23 protein-coding genes are annotated in these 21,072 nt (G+C 64.1%); 5 read left to right on the forward strand and 18 right to left on the reverse strand.

Annotated features, from left to right (window positions below; all coding sequences use genetic code 11):
- Nucleotide 1: 1 nt before the first annotated feature.
- The 16 genes from BLS42_RS01625 to BLS42_RS01700 form a co-directional block, all read right to left on the reverse strand.
- On the reverse strand, nt 2-1,510 hold the full coding sequence (locus tag BLS42_RS01625) for a TadA family conjugal transfer-associated ATPase (protein ID WP_090575351.1): 1,509 nt from the start codon (nt 1,508-1,510) through the stop codon (nt 2-4).
- A complete protein-coding gene (locus BLS42_RS01630; protein WP_090575354.1) occupies nt 1,511-2,701 on the reverse strand; it encodes a CpaE/TadZ family protein in 1,191 nt (396 codons plus the stop codon). It lies immediately after the preceding gene.
- Nucleotides 2,698-3,474, reverse strand: a complete 777-nt coding sequence (locus BLS42_RS01635; RefSeq protein WP_256336171.1) for a Flp pilus assembly protein CpaB — start codon at nt 3,472-3,474, stop codon at nt 2,698-2,700. Before BLS42_RS01635 ends, BLS42_RS01630 begins: the two co-directional genes overlap by 4 nt.
- A gap of 46 nt (nt 3,475-3,520) precedes the next feature.
- Nucleotides 3,521-4,561: a pilus assembly protein TadG-related protein gene (locus BLS42_RS01640; RefSeq protein ID WP_090575360.1), complete on the reverse strand. Its 1,041-nt coding sequence runs from the start codon at nt 4,559-4,561 to the stop codon at nt 3,521-3,523.
- Complete coding sequence (locus BLS42_RS01645) at nt 4,549-4,923, reverse strand: TadE/TadG family type IV pilus assembly protein (protein ID WP_090575363.1); 375 nt, start codon at nt 4,921-4,923, stop codon at nt 4,549-4,551. The genes BLS42_RS01640 and BLS42_RS01645 overlap by 13 nt, the downstream gene beginning before the upstream one ends.
- Before the next feature lie 94 nt (nt 4,924-5,017).
- Nucleotides 5,018-5,254, reverse strand: a complete 237-nt coding sequence (locus BLS42_RS01650; RefSeq protein WP_090575366.1) for a Flp family type IVb pilin — start codon at nt 5,252-5,254, stop codon at nt 5,018-5,020.
- A gap of 62 nt (nt 5,255-5,316) precedes the next feature.
- Nucleotides 5,317-5,553 carry a Flp family type IVb pilin gene (locus BLS42_RS01655; protein ID WP_090575372.1) on the reverse strand — a complete coding sequence of 79 codons (237 nt, stop codon included), beginning with the start codon at nt 5,551-5,553 and terminating at the stop codon, nt 5,317-5,319.
- Between the two features lie 252 nt (nt 5,554-5,805).
- Nucleotides 5,806-6,687, reverse strand: coding sequence for a type II secretion system F family protein (locus BLS42_RS01660; protein WP_090575375.1), 882 nt, complete (start codon nt 6,685-6,687; stop codon nt 5,806-5,808).
- Nucleotides 6,688-6,704: 17 nt separating this feature from the next.
- Nucleotides 6,705-7,652 carry a type II secretion system F family protein gene (locus BLS42_RS01665; RefSeq protein WP_090575378.1) on the reverse strand — a complete coding sequence of 316 codons (948 nt, stop codon included), beginning with the start codon at nt 7,650-7,652 and terminating at the stop codon, nt 6,705-6,707.
- Between the two features lie 2 nt (nt 7,653-7,654).
- Complete coding sequence (locus BLS42_RS01670; RefSeq protein WP_090575381.1) at nt 7,655-9,133, reverse strand: TadA family conjugal transfer-associated ATPase; 1,479 nt, start codon at nt 9,131-9,133, stop codon at nt 7,655-7,657.
- Complete coding sequence (locus BLS42_RS01675; protein WP_090575383.1) at nt 9,130-10,332, reverse strand: CpaE/TadZ family protein; 1,203 nt, start codon at nt 10,330-10,332, stop codon at nt 9,130-9,132. The genes BLS42_RS01670 and BLS42_RS01675 overlap by 4 nt, the downstream gene beginning before the upstream one ends.
- Nucleotides 10,329-11,123, reverse strand: a complete 795-nt coding sequence (locus BLS42_RS01680) for a Flp pilus assembly protein CpaB (protein WP_090575386.1) — start codon at nt 11,121-11,123, stop codon at nt 10,329-10,331. The genes BLS42_RS01675 and BLS42_RS01680 overlap by 4 nt, the downstream gene beginning before the upstream one ends.
- A 20-nt stretch (nt 11,124-11,143) precedes the next feature.
- Nucleotides 11,144-12,163 carry a pilus assembly protein TadG-related protein gene (locus BLS42_RS01685; RefSeq protein ID WP_090575389.1) on the reverse strand — a complete coding sequence of 340 codons (1,020 nt, stop codon included), beginning with the start codon at nt 12,161-12,163 and terminating at the stop codon, nt 11,144-11,146.
- Nucleotides 12,151-12,555, reverse strand: coding sequence for a TadE/TadG family type IV pilus assembly protein (locus tag BLS42_RS01690; RefSeq protein WP_090575392.1), 405 nt, complete (start codon nt 12,553-12,555; stop codon nt 12,151-12,153). The genes BLS42_RS01685 and BLS42_RS01690 overlap by 13 nt, the downstream gene beginning before the upstream one ends.
- A 109-nt stretch (nt 12,556-12,664) precedes the next feature.
- Entirely contained in the window at nt 12,665-12,880 is a 216-nt protein-coding gene (locus BLS42_RS01695; protein ID WP_090575395.1) for a Flp family type IVb pilin, read from the reverse strand.
- A 270-nt stretch (nt 12,881-13,150) separates the two neighbouring features.
- Nucleotides 13,151-13,852 (reverse strand): prepilin peptidase, encoded by a 702-nt coding sequence (locus tag BLS42_RS01700; protein ID WP_090575398.1) that lies wholly within the window; start codon nt 13,850-13,852, stop codon nt 13,151-13,153.
- Nucleotides 13,853-14,169: 317 nt separating this feature from the next.
- Between BLS42_RS01700 and rplM the strand changes: the two genes are divergently transcribed.
- From rplM to glmM, 3 genes are all read left to right on the forward strand, one after another.
- The gene (gene rplM / locus BLS42_RS01705; protein WP_015937805.1) at nt 14,170-14,613 is read left to right on the forward strand and encodes a 50S ribosomal protein L13; all 444 of its coding nucleotides are present in this window, start codon (nt 14,170-14,172) and stop codon (nt 14,611-14,613) included.
- A gap of 38 nt (nt 14,614-14,651) precedes the next feature.
- Nucleotides 14,652-15,158 (forward strand): 30S ribosomal protein S9, encoded by a 507-nt coding sequence (gene rpsI / locus BLS42_RS01710; RefSeq protein ID WP_090575401.1) that lies wholly within the window; start codon nt 14,652-14,654, stop codon nt 15,156-15,158.
- Nucleotides 15,159-15,270: 112 nt separating this feature from the next.
- Nucleotides 15,271-16,632 (forward strand): phosphoglucosamine mutase, encoded by a 1,362-nt coding sequence (gene glmM / locus BLS42_RS01715; RefSeq protein ID WP_090575404.1) that lies wholly within the window; start codon nt 15,271-15,273, stop codon nt 16,630-16,632.
- Between the two features lie 155 nt (nt 16,633-16,787).
- On the opposite strand, the gene BLS42_RS20095 is transcribed toward glmM, so the two are convergent.
- Together BLS42_RS20095 and coaA are read right to left on the reverse strand one after the other, a co-directional pair.
- Nucleotides 16,788-17,690, reverse strand: a complete 903-nt coding sequence (locus tag BLS42_RS20095; protein WP_176803096.1) for a M15 family metallopeptidase — start codon at nt 17,688-17,690, stop codon at nt 16,788-16,790.
- Nucleotides 17,691-17,695: 5 nt separating this feature from the next.
- Nucleotides 17,696-18,661, reverse strand: coding sequence for a type I pantothenate kinase (gene coaA / locus BLS42_RS01725; RefSeq protein WP_090575410.1), 966 nt, complete (start codon nt 18,659-18,661; stop codon nt 17,696-17,698).
- 146 nt (nt 18,662-18,807) lie between these two features.
- Here coaA and glmS point away from each other — a divergent pair, with 146 nt between their 5' ends.
- Nucleotides 18,808-20,700, forward strand: a complete 1,893-nt coding sequence (gene glmS / locus BLS42_RS01730) for a glutamine--fructose-6-phosphate transaminase (isomerizing) (protein ID WP_090576054.1) — start codon at nt 18,808-18,810, stop codon at nt 20,698-20,700.
- A 4-nt stretch (nt 20,701-20,704) separates the two neighbouring features.
- Nucleotides 20,705-21,052 (forward strand): holo-ACP synthase, encoded by a 348-nt coding sequence (locus BLS42_RS01735; protein WP_090575414.1) that lies wholly within the window; start codon nt 20,705-20,707, stop codon nt 21,050-21,052.
- Nucleotides 21,053-21,072: the final 20 nt, after the last annotated feature.

Here is a 21,072-nt window from a genome sequence, read left to right on the forward strand (position 1 = left end):
ATCACGCCCTTCCGGCCGGCGTCAGCGGCGTGGCAAACACACTAGGGGAGACATAGATACCCAGGTCCTCGAAGCGGTCGATAAAGCGCGGGCGGATGCCGGTGGGGACCGGTCTGCCGAGGAAGCGGCCATGGTCGTCGACGCCGGCGGAATAGTCGAACACGAAGGCGTCCTGGAGCGTCACGATGTCTCCCTCCATGCCCTGGACCTCGGTCACATGGGTGATCCGCCGGGTGCCGTCCCGCAGACGGGAGATCTGGATGATCAGGTTGACGGCCGAGGCGATCTGTTCCCGGATGGCGCGCAGGGGCAGGTCCATGCCCGCCATGAGGACGAGGGTCTCCAGACGGGCCACGGCATCCCGGGGCGAGTTGGAGTGCACGGTCGAGAGCGAACCGTCGTGGCCGGTGTTCATGGCCTGGAGCATGTCCAGTGATTCACCGCCACGGACCTCGCCCACCACGATCCGGTCCGGCCGCATGCGCAGGGAGTTTCGCAGCAGTTCACGGATGGTGACCTCGCCCTTGCCCTCGGTGTTCGACGGGCGGCTTTCCAGCCGCACCACGTGTTCTTGCTGGATCTGCAGCTCGACGGCGTCCTCGATCGTCACGATCCGCTCGTCGTGGGGCAGGAAGGAAGACAGGACGTTGAGCAGCGTCGTTTTGCCGGTGCCGGTGCCGCCGGAGACGATGATGTTGAGCTTGGCCTTCACACAGGCGTTCAGCAGCTCCGCCATTTCGGGCGTCAGCGTGCCGAACTCGATGAGGTTCCGGACGGTCAGCGGCACCTTGCTGAATTTTCGGATGGTCAGCGACGAACCGCCGACGGCGAGGGGCGGGATGACGGCGTTGACGCGGGACCCGTCCTCGAGCCGCGCATCCACCAGGGGCGAGGACTCGTCGATCCGCCGGCCCACCTTGGAAACGATGCGCTCGATCACCTTGCGGAGGTGGTCCTCGGAACTGAAGCGCGACTCCGTCAGGGTCAGTTTGCCGTTCCGTTCCACGTAGATCTGGTCCATCCGGTTGACCATGATTTCCGTGACGGCGGGATCGTCGAGGAGGCGCTGCAACGGACCGTAGCCCAGGACGTCGTCGGCCACGTCGCGGACCAGCCGGGAGCGCTCTTCGGCGGACAGGGGGACCTGTTCGGCGTCGATGATGCGCGTCAGCTCCTCCCGCGCCGTGGTGCGGAGGTCATCTTCCGTGGTCGCGGAATCGTTGAACCGGGTTCCCATCCGTTCGAACAAGGCCGTGGCGGCCCGCTCCTTGAGGGCCGCAAAGGCGTCGACAGGCTGCTGGCCCCGGGCACGGGATTCCTGGTGCTCAGGGTAGCCCGGCAGGGGTGGGTGGCTGGTTTTCGGGAGCACGACGGCGGCCGGCGGTGCCGCCGTCGCCTCGCTTCCTCCGGTGGGGGACGGGGTCAGCGGGAATGTGGCCAGCGGGGACGCGGTCTGCGGGGTCTCGGCGGGTGTTCCCTCGGCGGAGCGGAGCCGCTCGGAAAGCTTCATCTAGACCACCACCCGGCGGTGGAGTTTCTTTTGGGCGGTGGCGCGCCAGGCGGGATCGAACCGGTTGACGAGCTGGTTCAGTCCCTTGATGGCCGGATCCTTGCGTCCGTCCTGAAGCACCGGGATGCCGCGGTTGGTGGAGAACGCGACTGCCTTGGATCGGGGGATGCTGACGTCCACGGGGGCTCCGATGGTCGCTTCGACGTCCTGGACGCTGAGCCCGGACTTGGAGTCGGCCATGTTCAGGACCACGTGCCGGGTCTCGGGCAGCAGATCGAGTCGGCGGAGGATTTCGAGGCCGGAGCGCAGCCCGCGGATGCTCGGCACGTCCATGGCGGTCACCCAGACGGCGTCGGTGCATTGTTCGAGCGCGGCGAGCCCGACCTCCGGGAGTCCGGGTGCGGTGTCGACGACGACGTACTGGAACTGTTCGGCCAGTTGTTCGAGCAGCCGGGTGACCTGCTGCGGTGTGATGTCGTCCGCCTCCTCGGGCGTCCTGGGGGCGCAGAGGGCGTAGATGCTCCCGGGGTGGACGGTGAGGAAGGCCTTGAGCACGAGGGAATCCTGGCTGGCCGCGGACGAGACGGCGTCGGTGACTGTGTGCTCCGGGTTCAGGTACAGGCCCGAGGCGACGTCCCCGAACTGCAGGTCCAGGTCCACGATCACCACGCCCATGGGTGCGACTTTGCCCAGCCCGATGGCGATGTTGGTGGCAATCGTGGTTTTGCCGACTCCGCCCTTGGGGGAGAAGACTCCGATCACCAGTCCCTTGGCGCTGTCCGGCTGACTTGCTGCCGTAGTCCGGTTGCGGGTGGCGAACGACTGGCAGGCCCGCTCCAGCAGCACCCGAATCTGGGCCGGGTCCGCCGCCGGGCTGAGGATGTCGCGGATGCCGGCGCGCATGGCCAGCAGGATAAAGTTCGGATCTGCCTCGCCGACCAGGATGACGCTGAGCTCGGGAAGCTGGACATCGAACACCGTCGCCAGGCGCAGGGCATCCTCCACCGGAACGTCCGGGCCCAGGATCAGGACCTCGGGCCGCTCCTGGTTGAGGCTCGCGAAGAGCTCCGCGGGGTTGGCGGGGTTGACGAACGCGAAGGTCTGGAGGCCGCCCGGGAGGCCGCCAGCCAGGGCCTGGCGGACCCGGGCATCGAAATCCGTGTTGGGGGAAATCAGGACAAAGCGGCTCATTTGTACACCTCTGGTTTCGTCATGATTCCCGGCCGGCCGCTGTCCGTGGCGTCGAGCGGTTCCTTGCTCAGCCAGATCTTGGCGAATTCAGTGAACTCCGAGGCGTAGACGATCTTGGCGGCGTCCACATCGTTCACGGCGACGGTCAGCAGCAGCGAACCGGTGGGGAGCGAGGTGTCTTCGGCCGGCGCGGTGGCGCCGTCCGCCGGCGGCTGCGCCGGCGGGGTGGCCACGGGGGCGCGCTGGACCGCTGTCACCAGAACCTTGTGGATGGTCAACTGGGTGGTTTCCTTTTCCGGTTTGGCTTCCAGACCCCCGCTCTTGAGGGAAATGAAGATACCGACGTGATCTCCCGGTACCAGCCGGCCGCCGACGACGCGCTGCGGCTCGAGCTGGAAGGAGACCTCCTGGAGCCCTGTGGGGATGTCCACCGACCCGCTGGTCTTCAGTTCCTCGGGGGCGACCAGGCGCTCGGCGACGAGCTGCTCGCCGGGGAGCAGCTCGACGGCGGTGACTTTGCCGGCCAGGCCGTCCAGATTCGTTAGCGCGGACTTCGTGACGGCTTTTCCGGGCAGCTCCTCGCTGCCAACGAAAGCTTTCAGAGCGGCGACCGAAGTGCCCGCCGGTACCGCCTTATTGACCACCAGGACGGTAACGGGCGCCAGGCCCTGGACCGCTCGGCTGTCGGCGCCCTGCGCGTAACTGACCACCAGGATGGCTCCGACGACGGCCAGCACCAGGGCCGCGATTCCTGCCAATAAGCGTGACTTCAAAAACTGCTCCTGAACTGGTTGATGGACGGTGAGGCGACGGTGGGTGCTATTGCGTGAGTTTGACGATCGTGGCTCCGTTGCCATCCACGGGCCCAAGGGTGAAGCCGTTCGCCAGCGACACGTACTTGATGAAGCTCCCGATGATGCCCCTGCAGTTGCCGTCGCATGCCACCGAAGAACTGACGTCGGGCGACTTGTTGTGGAACGAGTCAGGGAGGCTGTTGTTACCGCTGAAGCTCCAGCCGGCGACCTTGAAAGCCGCAAACGAGATCAGCCCATACACGGCGCCAGCGCCGGTGCCCGACACCCTGTCGAAGACCGGGAGGAAAACGACCACGTCACGGCCCGCGGTGATATCGGCAGCCCAGGTGGTCAGGGTTGCCTGGCACGAGCCCGGGGCGTTGTTGCCTGGGTCGCTCCCGCCTTCGGCAACGGCGAGATCGATCAGTGCCCCGCAGATGCCCGGATCGTTGGGCAGCCAGCCGAAGCCGCCTTCCACCGCAGCCCCCGATGGTCCGTAGAGGCAGTCCGGGTTGGCGTTGCTGCCGTGGTTCTGGAGCAGTTGGAGCGTGCCGTCCACATGGTTCTTGACCTGGCAGATCGAGAAGGTGACGGGGAAGACCGTCGGACCGGAGAGTGGACTGCCCCACTGGACCGTTGAAGCGGTCGTGACTTCGGTGGTGTTGATGCCCATGGCGCGGGCGAAGAACAGTGAAACCTGGTTGGGCGCCTTGCCGGCCTCCTGCGATCCGGCGGTGACAGTGACGGTGCGGGCCGTCTTGTCCAGAGACAGTGATGCGACGTTGCTCAAGCCATCGCCGGCATTGCTGCTGGTCAGGCTGCGCGCCAGCGCGGACGCACTGGAACATTCGACGTCGTTGGCGTCCTTGGCGCACTTTTGTGCAACGGCGATGGCAGCGGCATCGGATCCGTTGCGAAGCTGGGTTCGCTCGGCGTAAAGCATTCCGACATCGATAGCCAGGGCTGCGAAACCTAGGAGCGCTACCATGAGGATCGCCACGAGGACGCTAATGGCTCCGCGCTCGCTGTCCCGAGCTGATGGTGCCCTTCTGCCTAGCCGCCGCACAGCATGACTCCTTTGCCTTCCATCGGGAACGGCCCAGCAATTCCGGTCATTGTGGTCAGCGTGTAGGTGATCTTGACGGTTGTCTGGACGCCTGCCGTGCAACTACTTGGGGTGATGGTGATGTTCCCGTCCGCCAGGGCCGGCTGCAGCCCGGTGACCGCATTCTTGACTGCGGTCCGGGCGGCCGGGGCGTTGTTGCCGATGGCCATGACCCGGACGCCTTCGCGGGCAGCGCTCGAAAGGGTGACCTGGGTGTTATAGGCGCGGCCGAACTCCATGATTCCCAGAAGCAGCATCACGAGGACCGGGGCCACGATGGCGAACTCCACGGCGACGGCGCCCCGTTCAGATGCTTTGGACATGGGGCACCGCCTTCCTGGATCTTTTTAGCCGCTCCTGAAATAGACAGGGTTGGGAAAGGCCGGAGCCCTCCCCAACCCCGTGGATTTGAATTTGCTACTTGGAGCAGCTGCCGTCGGTGGGGGTGGTACCTGTGGTAGCGGCCGTGTAGGTGCCGCCCTTGACGCTGCACTGGACCGAGTTGAAGGTCTCTTTCAACGTCCCGCCGAGGAGTGTCACGGCGACGATGATCACGACTGCAATGAGCGAAACCATGATGCCGTATTCGACGGCCGTGGCGCCGCGCTGGTCGCGGCGAAGACGGGATGCGAGGTTGGAGCAAAGGGAACGCATGGGAACTCCTGAGCGTGTTGGGTGGTTGGCCTGAGGCAGCGACGGGGAGAAAGCCGAGGGTGTTACTTCGAGCAGCTGCCGGCTACGGGAGTGGTGCCTGTCGTGGCCGCCGTGTAGACGCCGCCCTTGACGCTGCACTGAACCGAGTTGAAGGTCTCCTTCAAAGTGCCGCCGAGCAGCGTGACCGCAACGATAATCACAACGGCGATGAGGGAGACCATGATGCCGTATTCGACGGCGGTGGCGCCGCGCTGGTCGCGGCGAAGACGGTTTGCGAAAGCGGAGAGGATGGAACGCATTGAGGACTCCTGAGCGAGTTGGGCGGCTGGCCCTGCACCAGCACTGAGAGGAACTTAGCAACCGCCGACACGCCCGTGATTCGCCTTTGACGCATCCTGTGCCAAGGCTTCCCAAACTGCACGATTCCTGTACATTCCCTGCGCCCATACTGCGCTGGGGCATACGCGTTTGCCCGGACACACAGGAGGACCCCCTCGGCTCTGGGGTCCGAGGGGGTCCGGTCTTTGTGGCCGCCTGTCGGCGGCGCCAGGCTATTTGTTCGCGAAAACATCCATGATGCTCATCACAGTCGGGCCCAGGACCACGACGAAGAGCGCCGGAAGGATAGACATGATGAGCGGGAAAAGCATCTTGACGGGCATTTTCATGGCATGCTCTTCCGCCCGCTGCCGCCGCTTGACGCGCATGCCTTTCGCCTGGGAATCCAGGACATTGGCAATGGCAATGCCGTAGGTATCCGCCTGAACGACAGCCCGAACAAAGGACCGGAGATCCGCAACGTCCACTCGCTGAGCCATCGCGAGGTAAGCGTCTTTGCGGGAGCGCCCCACCTGGATGTCCTGGAGAGTCCTGATCAGCTCGTCGGCGAGTGGCCCCTTGCCGTTCTGGCCAGCCCGCGCCATGGCCGTCTCAAAACCCAGCCCGGCCTGGACGGAAATGAGCATCTGATCCAGGGTGTCCGGGAGTTCGAGTTTGATCTTTTCCCGGCGTTTCTGGGCGTAGTTTCGCAGCAGGATGTCGGGCACGAAGTAGGCCAGCGCCGTAATGCCCAGCATCAGAAGGACGTTGAGAGTCGAAGGGGAACCCACAAGGAGGAAGATTCCCATCACGGCTCCAGCGACCCCGAGCAAAGGCTTGACCATGATGACGCGGCCCAACGGCCAGTCCTTGGGCCGGCCGGCCCCAGCGACCTGCTTGTCCAGCCATGCCACGTAGCCCTTGGGAGTCACCTTCGTGCTTAGGGCGGCGAGTCGGCCATGGGCTGAGAGCATGGAGCCGCTCTCTTGCGGACGACGGCCGAGATTTGCCTGGATGCTTCGGGTGCCTGCCCGATCGCCCGTGAAGGCCAGCCAGGTCATGATCGAGAGCGGGGCGATAACAGCCAGGATGGCGACGTATGCGATGGTTTGCACGGTTCTCTCCCTTTCTCTCAGAACTTCGGTTTGATAAGCCGGCTGAGCCAAAAGCCGCCGACGGCCAACAAGACCACTGCCGTGAGGATCATCAGATAGCCCGGGATCGTGGTCAGGAACACCCGGGAGTACATGGGGTTGAAGAGCGTCAGCCCAATGAACATGACGATAGGAAGCGAAATAAGCACCATGGCCGACATTCGACCCTCCGCGCTTAGCGCCCTGATCTGCCCACGGATCTGGTTTCGGTCACGTATGGTCTCGCCGACGTTGTCAAGGACGTGGGCTAGGTCTCCGCCGACTTCGCGGTGGATATCGATGGCCCGGGTTATCGAAGCGAAGTCGTCGTTTTCGGTACGGCGGGCAACGTCGTTCAACGATTCCCCCAGGTCCCGCCCAATTCTTGTCTCGTTCACGACCCGGGTCAGCTCCTCGGCCATGGGATCTTCAGACTCCTCTGCGGCGGCGTCCACCGACCGGAGCAGACTGTGACCGGCTCGTAGGCCGCCGGCGAGCATCTGCAGTGTGTCCGGAACTTGTTCGTCGAATTTCTTCCGGCGTCGCGATACCAAGACGTTGAGGAATACGACCAATGCAACGGGGGCCAACACCAGCATGAGGACGGCGAAGAAGGGCCCGCCAAGGATAAACCCCATCACTGCGACAACGAAGGCTATCGACCCCGCCATGAGCAGGTAGTCGCCGGGTTGCTTCTTCAACCCGGCGTTTTCGAGCTTCTCCCGGCTGAATAGCACCGAACGATGGCCTCGGACTCCTTTGTTCAGGGTGTGAACAGCCTGTTCAGTGAGTCTGGTCAGGTTCGAAGAGTGGACTTCAGCGTCGGGCCTACGGCGGGACAGGGCCACCTCCCTGGACTTGAAAACCACCGCGATGCAGATGGCCAAAGACAAATAGACAAGCAAGAGACCAGCCACGAAGGCAAGCGGTGAGAGCTCCGGAGGCATCGTCACCGCCCCCTTGCCGGCTGCGCACCGAAGACGGTCGGTGAGATGGATATGCCAAGTTCGGCAAAGCGATCCGTGAAGCGAGGCCGGACCCCGGTCGGCACCGGCTTCCCTAGGAACCGCCCGCTCGCGTCCACTCCGGCGGCGTAGTCGAAGACGAACGCGTCCTGGAGGGTCACGATGTCGCCCTCCATGCCCTGGACTTCGGTGATATGTGTGACACGGCGAGTGCCGTCGCGGAGCCGGGATATGTGGACGATCAGATTCACGGCCGATGCCACCTGCTCGCGGACGGCCCGGAGTGGGAGATCCATGCCTGCCATCAGCACGAGTGTCTCGAGCCTGGCGATGGCGTCCCGGGGCGAGTTTGCGTGCACCGTAGAGATGGAACCGTCGTGGCCGGTGTTCATGGCCTGCAACATGTCCAAGCACTCACCGCCGCGGACTTCACCGACCACGATCCTGTCCGGTCGCATTCGCAGCGAGTTCCGCACGAGGTCCCGGATGGAGACCTCGCCCTTGCCCTCGATGTTCTGCGGCCGGCTTTCGAGCCGCACCACGTGATCCTGCTGTAGCTGGAGCTCGACTGCATCCTCGATGGTGACAATCCGGTCAGAGGCAGGAATGAAGGAGGACAACACATTAAGCAGCGTGGTCTTTCCGGTCCCTGTGCCACCCGAAACGATGATGTTCATCCGGGCCAACACGCAAGCCTGGAGCAGTTCAGCCATCTCGGGGGAGAGGCTGCCCATGCTGATCAGGTTTTGGACCGTCAATGGATCCCGTCCGAATTTCCTGATCGTCAGCGCCGGGCCATTCACCGCGAGAGGTGGAATGATGGCGTTGACGCGGGAACCGTCGGCAAGCCTGGCGTCCACCAACGGCGAGGACTCATCGATGCGCCGTCCGACGTGGGACACAATCCGTTCGATAACCCGTCGCAAGGCTTCGTCGGAGGTGAACTTGGTGTCCGTCAAGTGGAGCTGGCCTTGACGTTCGATGTAGATCTGGTCGAAACGATTGACCATTACCTCGGTGACTGCCGGATCATCCAGGAACCGCTGGATGGGTCCGTGGCCGAGGACGTCGTCAGTGATTTCCCGGATCAGACGTTGCCGCTCGAGGGTCGTGAGGGGGATCTGCTCCTCCTCCAGAACCACTTTCAGTTCGTCTTTCACGGACTGGTGAAGCTCTGTCTCATCGAGAGACGAGTCAGTGATCCGGCCACCAAGGCGCTCGAAAAGTGCCTGGCTGGCGCGTTCCTTGAGAGCGTTCAGTGCCTCACTGGCAATCGACGCGGTTTGCTGGACTTCCACGGATTCTGACTGGGACGCTGCAGCCGTCTTGGCTTCAAGTATCCGTCCAAGTGTGGCCGGCTGCGCCTGGGATGCAAAGACATCGTCGCGGGCCGGCGGCGCCGAATTGGGAGCGTCGCGCCGTTCGGCGCCGCGGAGCTGGTGGAGTCGGTCTGAGAGGCTCACTGCACTACCGCCCTTCTGTGAAGTTGCTTGTGCGGTCTCGCTTCCCAGTCCGGCTTGAACCGGTCCACGAGTTGACGCAGCCCTTTAGCGGCCGGATCCCGGCTGCCGTCCTGCAGGATAGGGACGCCCTTATTGGTAGAGAACGGGAGGTTCCTGGACCGCGGAAGCACAACGTCGACGGGGGCGCCAACGGATGCCTCCACGTCCTTGAGGGTCAGGCCGGCCCGCCGATCGGCCATGTTCAGGACGATGTGCCGGTGCTCCGGTACGAGGTTCAGCTCGTCGAGGATCTGGAACCCGGTCCGCATACCCCTGATGCTGGGCACGTCCATGCCACAGATCCAGACTGCGTCGGTGGCCTGCTCCAGGGTGGCAAGCACGTGCTCGCCCAGCCCCGGGGCCGTGTCCACCACGATGTAATGGAATTCCTGCCTGAGCTGCTCCAGCAAGTGCGAAACGTTCGCGGCGCTGATCCGATCCATCTCCACGGGCGAGAGTGGAGCGCACAGCGCGTAGATTCCGGCCGGATGAACAGTCAGGTAGGTCTTGAGAACCATCGAGTCCTGGCTCGCTGCTCCCAGGACGGCGTCCGTGATGGTGAACTCAGGCTCCAGCAGCAGCCCGCTTGCAACATCACCGAATTGCAGATCGAGATCAACGATCACAACGCTCATGGGTGCGGCTTTCCCGAGCCCGACCGCGATGTTGGTGGCGACCGTCGTCTTGCCCACCCCGCCCTTCGGTGACATCACGGCAATCACTCGGCCGGAGCCGTGATCCGCATGCTCGGTAGCCTGGGGCGCGAGCCCGCGCCGCCGTCCTGCGGCGGCGAGGCTTGCACGCTCCAGCATGACCCGGATGGTGTCCGGATCGGCGCCGGGATCCAGCAGGTCCCGGACACCGGCACGCATCGCCTGAAGCACGGTCTCGGGGGTAGCGGTGACGGCCAGGACGACACTGATTTCCGGATACTGAAGGTCCACCACGGCTGCCAGTTTCAGCGAATCCTCCACCGGCAGTCCCGGACCCAGAATAAGGACTTCGGGCGGATCCCCGACCATTTGCCGCAGGATGTCACTTGGGCCCTCGGGCAGATAATCCGCCTTGAAAACATGGAGCTCCCCGTGCATCCCTGCGATGGCCAGAGAGGCCAACCGTTCGAAATCGGCACTTGGCGTGATCAGGACGAAGCGGCTCATCGGAACAACCTTGAGGTATCCACGAAGCTGGCTCCGGATTCGACGGCATCGCCGGGCTCTTTGGAGAGGTAGACCTTGCCGAACTCGACGGCAAACACGATCCGCTCGGCGTCGGCCGAGTTCCTCGCGATCGTGATCAGGTAAACACCGCTGGTTGCCTGGCTGGTGCTCGTCGTCGACGATGCCTGACTGGTCCCGGATGCGGTGGCAGAGTCTTCGGTCTTTGCCGCGGCGCCGTTGCTGAACTGCGAGGCGGTCACCAGGACCTTGTGGAAGCTCAGTTGAGTCTTGCTCGACTTCGTCCCCGCCTGGCCGTTTGCACCGGTTGAGGTGGCTTGTTCCAGCGAAAGGAAAATTCCGACGGTATCCCCAGCGTTAACCTTTCCGCCGGCCACCCGTTCGATTGGCAGTTTCAGAGTGATTTCCTGTAGCCCAGTGGGAACCTGGACCCGGGACGGGCCGAGAAAGGCGTTCTGTTCCACCATCCGCGAGGTCAGAAGTTGCTCGCCCGGCATGAGTGCCACTGAGGTAACTTTTGAGCCGAGCGACGCCAGGTCGGTCACGTTGTTGGCGGCCAAAGCAAGCTTTGGCACGTCCTTCTTGATGACGGAAGCTTCGATCTTGTCTGCGGCCGTGCCGGCCGGGATGGCCTTCTGCACGACGTAGATGGTTTGGGTTTCGGTACCGGCCAATGCTCGTTTATCTGCATTCTGTACATACGAGACCAGTAATACTGTTCCAATAATTGCCACAAGTAATGCGGCGATGCCCCCCAGCAGGCGTGTTTTCATGATAACCCCCTAGTAATTAATTACTTGATTAGCTTGATTTCAGTGGTTCCGAGGTCCGCGCCGGTGCCCGGAATTTCTTCTGTGGAATCTATGGATTCAAATCTGACGAACTGGCCGATGATGCAGCGGTCTTGTCCCCCGGCGCAGGCCAGTGCTGGATTCATCCCTGGATCGTTGGCCTTGTTCCGGTATTCGTATTCGTGGTTGTTGCCGAACTTCCAGCCCCAGATCTTGAACGTTGCGTATCCGATGATGTGGAAGGTGCCGTTTTGCCCATGGTTCGTGGCGTCGTCGAAGATGGGGAAGGTGACGAGGACTTCGCCGCCGGCCAGTATCGTCGCTTTCCATTCCGCAAGGATCGTTTGGCAGTCGGTCGGCGGATTGTTGCCGGGGTCGGAGCCAATCAAATTACTGCCGGTTTGCGTCTCCGCCTCGCAGGGCTCGTCCTGATCCAGCCAGCCCCATCCGCCGGGGATCTGCGTCCCCGACGGGCCGGTGCAGGTTCCGCCTGGCTTGTAGGAAATCTTTTGAACCTCCCCGGTGGGAGCCGCTGCCGAGAGGTTGAAGCAGTCGTCAGAAATCGCGAGCGGAAATCCGGACCCACTCGAAGGAGGGGCAAACGACGCTGTAGCGCGGGCCCCGACCGTCACAGGAGGGGCGTTGAGTGCAGCGGAAAACATCTGCGTGAGAAAACCTGCGCCGCTGCTGCCATCGCGGGTGGAGGTGGCCACCGTGACTTGATTCGGAACGGAAAGGTCGACCTCCGCGATAGTGGATGCTCCGTCGTTGGAGTTGGGACCGCTCAGTGCCGCCGCCCAGGGTGTTGCTTGGGCAACTGTGCAGCCGCCGGCCTCGTGGCACTGCTTGGCGGCGGCCATGGCGCCGGCGTCCGCCGCGTTCTGCAATTGCGCACGCTCAGCGTAGATCTGGCCGACATCGACTGCCATGGCGCCGGCGCCGATGAGCACCAGCATCATGACAGCGACCATGACGCCCGCAGCGCCGCGCTCTCTGTCCTGGTTGCGCTTTAGCCGCCGCATTGCATTGCCCCCACTCCGGTGACAGTGAGGGTGTTGCCGAACATCCCAGTCATGGCGGGTGCGGTGTAGGTGACTGTCACGTTCGCTATGACGTCTGCAGCGCAGGTGCCAGGGGCGAACGTGAAGCCGAAGGATGCGGGAGTCAGGCCCGGTGCGCCGGCGACAGCGGCTGCCCGCGCCAAGCCTTGGTCGTTCTGGACTGCCATGGTCCTGGCGGCCTCCCGGGCTGCCTGGGTGACAGAGATCTGAAGGTTGTAGACATGTGAGAATTCGACGATGCCGCCAACCAAGGCGAGAAGAATGGGTGCAACGAGGGCGAACTCGACGGCGGCCGCCCCGCGTTCGCGGTCTTGCGCCCGTGAGCCGGGCGTCCTTGAAGTGCTGCGCGTCATTGGATCCCCCAGGGATAGATGCAGCGGAATGGGAAAGAAATGTGCCGCGTCCGCGCTGAGCGGACGCGGCACACCGGGTGTTGCTGAGACCTGATTTGTCGGCTGGGATTTAGGGCTGGCCGTTCTGCCAGCCGTTGACGGTGACGCTGAGGCCTTGGAACCACGCGTTCAGCTGACCGCCGAAGGCGGTGACGCCGGCGATAATTCCGAAGGCGATAAAGGCTACGAGCAGCGAATATTCCGTCGCGGTCGCCCCCTTTTCGGAGGTGAGCTTGTCCTTGACGCCGGCGACAAAAGCGAGCATTGAGACCATGAGACCAGTCATTTTATTTTTCCTTTTCCAGAGTTTTGAGTAATGAACGAATTTCCGGCAAATCCCCGATTGCTTATTTGCTGGAGCTTCGTTGGGACAACATTTGCACGGCCGCAAACGACGCGGCAATGATGTCCGATACTCGACTTTTTGGAAAGAAAAATGGGTATCACCTGCCCTCAAGCGGGGGTGTACTCAGTTTCCAACTAGGGGTGGGCCTCAATTACTTGGTTTAATAAGCCGTCTTACTTAATTCGCTTCCCAGGTGAAGGCGGCCGCTACCTAGGGGAGCAGCAGGATGATGGCGAGGCCGGCGGCAAGCATCGAAGGCCCGTAGGGCACTTCCTTCGGCTTGTTTCCGCGGTTTTTGAGGACCAGAAGCAGCGAGGCGACACCACCGGCGACGAAACCCAGGGCCCCACCGTAGAACAAGTGGGACCAGCCCAAGTAGCCCAAGTACAGTCCAAGTGGTGCCGCAAGCTTCACATCGCCCATTCCGAGACCGTTTCTGCTGGTCAGGGCCAGAAAAAGGTACAAAACAAACAAAATTGCGGCTCCGGCCACCCCGCGCAGCAGGCTACCTGCCTGGCCGGACACCCCTGCGGCGGCCCCGAGTAGCACAATTGCGGCCCCCAAGAGGGGCAGAACCATCCGGTTTGGCAACAAGTGATGCTGCAGATCGATTCGCGCCAGCTGGACGCCGGCGACGGCCAGTAACACGTAGGCGGGAAGCTCCGGGGAGGCGCCGAACCGCCACGCAAGTAGAGCGGACAGCGTAAACGCGGCTGCCGCCGTCGTACTTTGCATGCGTACTGTCGGTGAACCGCCGAGCCGGGGGAGTGCGCGACGGATCAGGAACTCGGCCAGCAGGGACAGGCATGCGCCCGCGAGGCCAACGCCGGCGATGAAGAGGGCGTCGGTGAGCGATCCGGCCGGCTGCGCGAACAACAGCGAGAGAGTGCCGGCGGCGGCGGGATCGGACACGGTTCCTCCAGGGATGCGACGGGCCGGCAAGGGGCAGGCTGCGAAACAGAGCAGGCAGCATGCCACCGGACACCCCATTTTGACCCAAGAGCCCGTGGTCGGCTAATATTGGTAGTCGTTGTGCGTGTCCTATCTCGATGGTGCGTGCCCGCTTGAGAATCCGGTTGCAGGATAGCTACTCAACGTGCACATTCGAGACTTCAGGATGACTGGTTACATAGAGCCCTCACCTCTGTTCCGGTAGCGCATAGATAGTAGGTGCACCGTAAGAGTGACGCCTAAAACAAGAACGCCAGAACAAGAACGAGGCAAACACCGTGCGTACGTATACCCCGAAGCCCGGCGATATCAACCGCCAGTGGCACGTCATTGACGCCACCGACGTTGTCCTTGGTCGTCTTGCCAGCCAGACCGCAATCCTGCTGCGCGGCAAGCACAAGGCCACCTTTGCGTCCCACATGGACATGGGCGACTTCGTCATCATCATCAACGCTGAAAAGGTTGCCCTCACCGGCGCCAAGCTGGAGCAGAAGCGCGCATACCGCCACTCCGGCTACCCGGGCGGCCTGACCTCCGTCAACTACGCGGAACTGCTTGAGTCCAACCCGGTTCGCGCCGTGGAAAAGGCCATCAAGGGCATGCTCCCGAAGAACTCCCTCGCTGCACAGCAGCTGGGCAAGCTGAAGGTGTACCGCGGTGCAGAGCACCCCCACGCCGCCCAGCAGCCCAAGACTTTCGAAATCACCCAGGTCGCCCAGTAGTCCTGGCCACCAAACAACTTATCTATACAAGGAGAATCGTGGCTCAGAACGAAGAGACCGCCGAGGCCGTTGTGGCTGAGGAAAACCTGACCAGCTACACCTCGGAGAGCGGTCCTGCAGAAGCAGAAGCGCCCAAGAAGGAACGCCCGGCACTGACCGTTGCCGGCGCTGCAGTTGGCCGTCGTAAGGAAGCCGTTGCACGCGTTCGCGTTGTGCCGGGCTCCGGCAAGTGGACCATCAACGGCCGCGAGCTGGCGAACTACTTCCCGAACAAGCTGCACCAGCAGGACGTCAACGAGCCCTTCAAGATCCTCGATCTTGACGGCGCCTACGACGTCATCGCCCGTATCCACGGTGGCGGCATCTCCGGCCAGGCCGGTGCACTGCGCCTCGGCATCGCCCGTTCACTGAACGAGATCGACACCGAGAACAACCGCGCCACCCTGAAGAAGGCCGGTTACCTGCGCCGTGACGCCCGCGTCATCGAGCGTAAGAAGGCCGGTCTCAAGAAGGCCCGTAAGGCTCAGCAGTACTCCAAGCGCTAATCCGCTTGAAGGCGCCCTCAGCGCCTCTACGAAAGCCCGTTCCGCCACTCGGCGGGGCGGGCTTTCGCCGTTAAGGCCGGACTTGCCCCGGCCATCGACTAAACTTGGTCCGATGTCTAGATTATTTGGAACCGATGGAGTCCGCGGCCTGGCGAACGGGTTGCTGACCGCCGAGCTCGCGTTGCAGCTGGCCCAGGCCGCCGCCGTCGTACTTGGCCATGACCGCAACACGACCGGGAAGCGGCCGCGCGCCGTGGTGGCACGCGACCCAAGGGCCAGTGGCGAGTTCCTCGCGGCCGCCGTGGAGGCAGGCCTCTCAAGCTCGGGAATCGACGTCTACGACGCCGGCGTTCTCCCCACCCCGGCCGCCGCCTACCTTGTGGCGGACCTCGACGCCGACTTCGGCGTCATGATCTCCGCCTCCCACAACCCCGCGCCTGACAACGGCATTAAGTTCTTCGCCCGTGGCGGCCAGAAGCTGGCCGACGACGTTGAGGATGCCATCCAAGAGCAGCTCGGCAAGGAGCCCTCCCGGCCCGTCGGCGGCGACGTCGGACGGATCCAGCGCTTCTCCGACGCCGAGGACCGCTATATCGTGCACCTGCTCGGCACGCTTCCCCACCGCCTGGACGGCCTGAAAGTGGTGCTCGACTGCGCCCACGGCGCAGCCAGCGGCTGTTCACCCCAGGTGTTCAAGGACGCCGGCGCCAACGTGATCGTGATTGGCGCCGAACCGGACGGACTCAATATCAACGAGGGGGTCGGCTCCACCCACCTTGGCCCGCTCAAGCGCGCCGTCCTGGACCACGGGGCGGACCTCGGCATCGCCCACGACGGCGACGCCGACCGTTGCCTCGCTGTGGACCACGAAGGCAACGAAGTGGACGGCGACCAGATCATGGCCATCCTGGCCGTAGCCCTCAAGGCCTCCGGAAAGCTCAAGGACGATGTCCTTGTGGCCACCGTCATGAGCAACCTCGGCTTGAAGCTGGCCCTGCGCGACGCCGGGATCAGCCTGCGTGAAACCGGCGTGGGGGACCGCTACGTCCTCGAGGAAATGCGCAACGGCGGCTTCAACCTTGGCGGCGAGCAGTCCGGACATGTGATTTTTGCCGACCACGCCACCACCGGCGACGGCGTGCTGACCGGACTGCAGATCGCGGCCCAGGTGGCCCTCACCGGGCGCCCGCTCAAGGAGCTGTCCACGGTCATGACCAAGCTGCCGCAGGTCCTGATCAACGTCAAGGGCGTGGACCGTACCCGGGTGAAGGGCGATGAAGTGGTGGCTGCGGCCGTGTCGATCGCCGAAGCCGAACTCGGCGACACCGGACGCGTCCTGCTGCGTCCCTCCGGCACCGAGCCGGTGGTGCGTGTGATGGTGGAGGCCGCCGACCACGCCACCGCCCAGGGCGTCGCCGAACGGCTGGCCCAGGTGGTCCGGACCGAACTGGCCCTGGAGCTCGTCGCCGACTAGTCAGCCTCAAACGGTTCCGGCGGCCGGTCGCTCCGGCCGCTGTCGCCCGGTTTCCCCACCTTTGAGTGCGTCCGACGGCGTGTTGGCCGCTTCCGCAGGCGTGTCCCGGCGTCGTGGTGGCGAAGGTGGGGAGAATCCGCCCCGGCCGCTGTCGCCTACAAGTAGGCTGGCGCGGCTTCCAGGCCGAAGTACTGTTCTAGCGTGCCGATGCCGCGCGCGGACATGTCCTTGGCCACCTCGGTGCCGATGAAGCGCAGATGCCATGGCTCGTAGAAATAGCCCGTGATTTTGTGCAGCATCCACGGGTAGCGGACCACGAAACCGAAGCGGTGGGCATTCGCCTTGGCCCACATCGCCGCCGGCCGATCCTTGAACTGTGGGGTAAAAGCGTCTGCGCCGCTTCCGTCACCAATGTCGAAAGCCCAGCCCGTCTGGTGCTCGGAGTGGCCCGGCCGGGCGGAAGCGGTGTCGGCCTCGGCCCGTCCCCGGGAATTCACGTAACTGCCGTAGGTAGCCGTCTGCGTCGCGAACGAACGGTAGCCGCTGGCCAGGGTCATGATGACGCCCTCCGCTGCCGCCGCCGCGAACATCTTCTCCGCCGCGGCCGCCGTCGTACTGTTCAGCAGCGCCGCCTCGCCCGAGGTAGCCAGCCGCACGGCCGGCCGGACCAGATCCGGCGGCACAAAGGTGGCGGGGGAGAGCGGCCGGTGCTTGTTGACGATCACCCACGGGCTGGTGGGGTCCGAGAGTGAATGATGCGGCCCTGGCGCCGCGGCCGATGGAGGGCGTGCCGCGGCCGACGGCGGGACAGCCGACGACGTCGCGGGCGTCGGCGTCGCCGATGGGCTGCTTGTCGGCGTCCCACCGCCCATGCCCGGTGTCGGGCCGGGAGTCGACCCTGGCGTGCCGGACGGCGTGAAGGACTGGGCCGGGGCGCAGGCGGACAGTGCAGCGAGGCTCGTCCCGGCCAGCAGGAGGCGGCTGAAGGCCCGGCGGCTCAGCGCATCCGGGCTGGGCGACTGCCGCCCAAACGCTCCGTCCGTGTCGTCGTAGCACATCTGTGCTAGACCTTCCTCAGCAGCATCCGGCGGATGGAGTGGTCGGCGTCCTTGGTCAGGACCAGTTGCGCGCGGCCCCGGGTCGGGAGGACGTTTTCCTCGAGGTTGGGCTCGTTAATGCGCTTCCATATCTCACGCGCGGTCTCTTCGGCCTCGGCATCGGAGAGGGTTGCGTAGCGGTGGAAGTACGATTCCGGCTGGGCGAAGGCCGTGGTCCTTAGTTTGCGGAACCGGTCCACATACCACTCCTCGATATACGAGGTTTTCGCGTCGACGTAGATGGAGAAGTCGAAGAAGTCACTCAGGGCCAGGCCCTGCCTGCCGTCCTGCCGCGGCCGGGCCGGCGCCAGAACGTTCAGTCCCTCGACAATCAGCACGTCCGGCCGGCGCACCACCACTTCCTTGCCGGGGACGATGTCGTAGGTGACGTGGGAATACCAGGGGGCGCGGACTTCCTCGGCGCCGCCCTTGATCTCGCTCACGAAACGCAGCAGGGCGCGCCGGTCGTACGACTCCGGAAAACCCTTGCGTTCCAGTAGTTGCCGGCGCTTGAGCTCGGCGAGCGGGTAGAGGAAACCATCCGTGGTGATGAGCTCCACATTGGGGGTGCCCGGCCAGCGGCGGAGCATCTCCCGCAGGACGCGGGCAATGGTGGACTTGCCTACGGCCACCGAACCGGCCACGCCGATCACGAACGGCGTGCGCTGGGTGGTTTCGCCGAGGAAGGTGGTGGTGGCTGCGTGAAGTTGGCCCGCGGCTTCCACGTAAAGGTGCAGGAGCCGGGACAGTGGCAGATAGACCTCGCGCACTTCCTTGATGTCGAGGGGGTCCCCGAGGCCGCGAAGGCGGAACACATCCTCTTCATTGAGGGGCTGCTCCATCTGGGCAGCGAGCCGGGACCAGGTCTGCCGGTCCAGCTCCACGAACGGGGAGACACCTTCCCCGTTCGCTTCATTGCGTTGCAAAGTCACCCTAGAGATTCTGCCCTCCACAGCGCCGAGAGCGAAATGGACTGGCCGGTGGGGGCCGGGTCAGGCCCTCCGCAACCCCGCGCCGGGGCGTTCGCGCGCCGCCGGACCGACGACCTCCCTCCCGGAAACCCGTTAGGCTTATGACCATGTGTGGAATCGTTGGATATGTGGGCCACTCAGATGGCCGGGTAAATGCTGGACACAATGCCTTGGACGTTGTCCTCGAAGGATTGCGGCGCTTGGAGTACCGAGGCTACGACTCCGCGGGTATTGCGGTGGTTGCCGACGGCACCATTTCTTCCCGGAAGAAGTCGGGCAAACTGAGCAACCTCATCGCGGAGCTGGACACTCGCCCGCTGCCGGAATCCCTCACCGGAATCGGCCACACGCGCTGGGCCACGCACGGCGGCCCGACGGACCAGAACGCGCACCCGCACCTGTCCGACGGCGGCAAGCTGGCCCTGATCCACAACGGCATCATCGAGAACTTCGCCGAGCTTAAGCTCGAACTCCAGCGCAAGGGCGTCATCTTCGAGTCCGAGACCGACACGGAAGTTGCGGCTGCGCTGCTGGGGGACATCTACCGGAACCAGCTGGGCGGTGACGTCAGCAATGGCGGCCTCACCCTGGCCATGCAGCTTGCCTGCCAGCGGCTCGAGGGTGCTTTCACGCTCCTCGCCGTCCATGCGGACCAGCCTGACGTGGTGGTCGCGGCGCGCCGGAACTCCCCGCTCGTCGTCGGCCTCGGCGAAGGCGAGAACTTCCTCGGCTCCGACGTCTCCGGCTTTATCGACTACACCCGGCGCGCTGTGGAACTCGGCCAGGACCAGATCGTCACGATCACCGCCGACTCTGTGGAAATCACGGACTTCTACGGCGCCCCCGCCGAGGGCAAGGAATACCACGTCAACTGGGACCCTGCCTCTGCCGAAAAGGGCGGCTTCCCGTCCTTCATGGAAAAGGAAATCCACGACCAGCCGGACGCCGTGCTGCAGACCTTGCTGGGCCGCTCCGACATCCACGGCAAGCTGACGCTGGATGAGCTCCGTGTCGATCCGGCGCTGCTCAAGAACGTCAACAAGATCATCGTCCTGGCGTGCGGCACCTCCGCCTACGCCGGCCAGGTGGCAAAGTACGCCATTGAGCACTGGTGCCGGATCCCCACCGAGGTCGAACTCTCGCACGAATTCCGCTACCGGGATCCGATCGTTGACGAGAACACGCTGATTGTCTCCATCTCCCAGTCCGGCGAGACCATGGACACCCTCATGGCCGTTCGCTACGCCAAGGAGCAGGGCGCCAAGACGGTCTCTATCTGCAACACCAACGGGTCCACCATCCCGCGGGAATCGGACGCCGTGCTCTACACGCACGCCGGACCCGAGATTGCCGTGGCCTCGACCAAGGCGTTCCTGGCCCAGATCACGGCCGCCTACCTGCTGGGCCTTTATTTGGCACAGCTGCGCGGCAACAAGTTCCAGGGCGAGATCAAGGACATCCTGTCTGACCTGGGCAAGATTCCGGCCAAGATCCAGCACATCCTCGACAACGAGGCCCAGATCAAGGAACTCGGCCGGTCCATGGCCGACGCCAAGTCCGTGCTGTTCCTGGGCCGCCACGTCGGTTTCCCGGTGGCGATGGAAGGTGCGCTGAAGCTCAAGGAGCTCGCGTACATCCACGCCGAGGGCTTCGCCGCCGGCGAACTCAAGCACGGCCCGATCGCGCTGATCGAGGAAGGCCAGCCTGTCTTCGTGGTGGTCCCGTCCCCGCGCGGCCGCGACTCGCTGCACTCCAAGGTGGTCTCCAACATCCAGGAAGTCCGCGCCCGCGGCGCCCGGACGATCGTGATCGCGGAGGAAGGGGACGAGGCCGTCAAGGCGTACGCCGAGCACGTCTTCTACATCCCGGAGACTCCCACGCTCCTGGCGCCGCTGCTTGCAACGGTTCCGCTGCAGATCTTCGCCCTCGCACTCGCCTCGGCCAAGGGGTATGACGTGGACCAGCCGCGCAACCTGGCCAAGAGCGTGACCGTAGAATAACGCCATGATCGTTGGCATAGGCGTAGACGTCGTAGACATTGAGCGGTTCGGGCGTCAGCTCGAGCGCACCCCCGGCCTGCGCGACAGGCTGTTCGTCCCCGCCGAGCGGGAACTGAACACACGCTCCCTCGCCGCGCGGTTTGCGGCCAAGGAGGCCGTGGCCAAGGTGCTGGGGGCGCCGGCCGGCATGAACTGGCAGGACTGCTGGATCGGGCTGGACCAGAACGGTCCCACCGTCCAGGTCAAAGGCACCGTGCAGGCTGTGGCGGAGTCGAAGGGCGTCAAGCGCTGGCACTTGTCCATGAGCCATGACGGCGGGATCGCCACCGCGACAGTTGTCGCCGAAGGCTGAGAGGGCCGTCCAGGCCGAAC

Origin of the sequence: Arthrobacter sp. ov407, assembly GCF_900102895.1 — a bacterium.
Classification (GTDB): domain Bacteria; phylum Actinomycetota; class Actinomycetes; order Actinomycetales; family Micrococcaceae; genus Arthrobacter.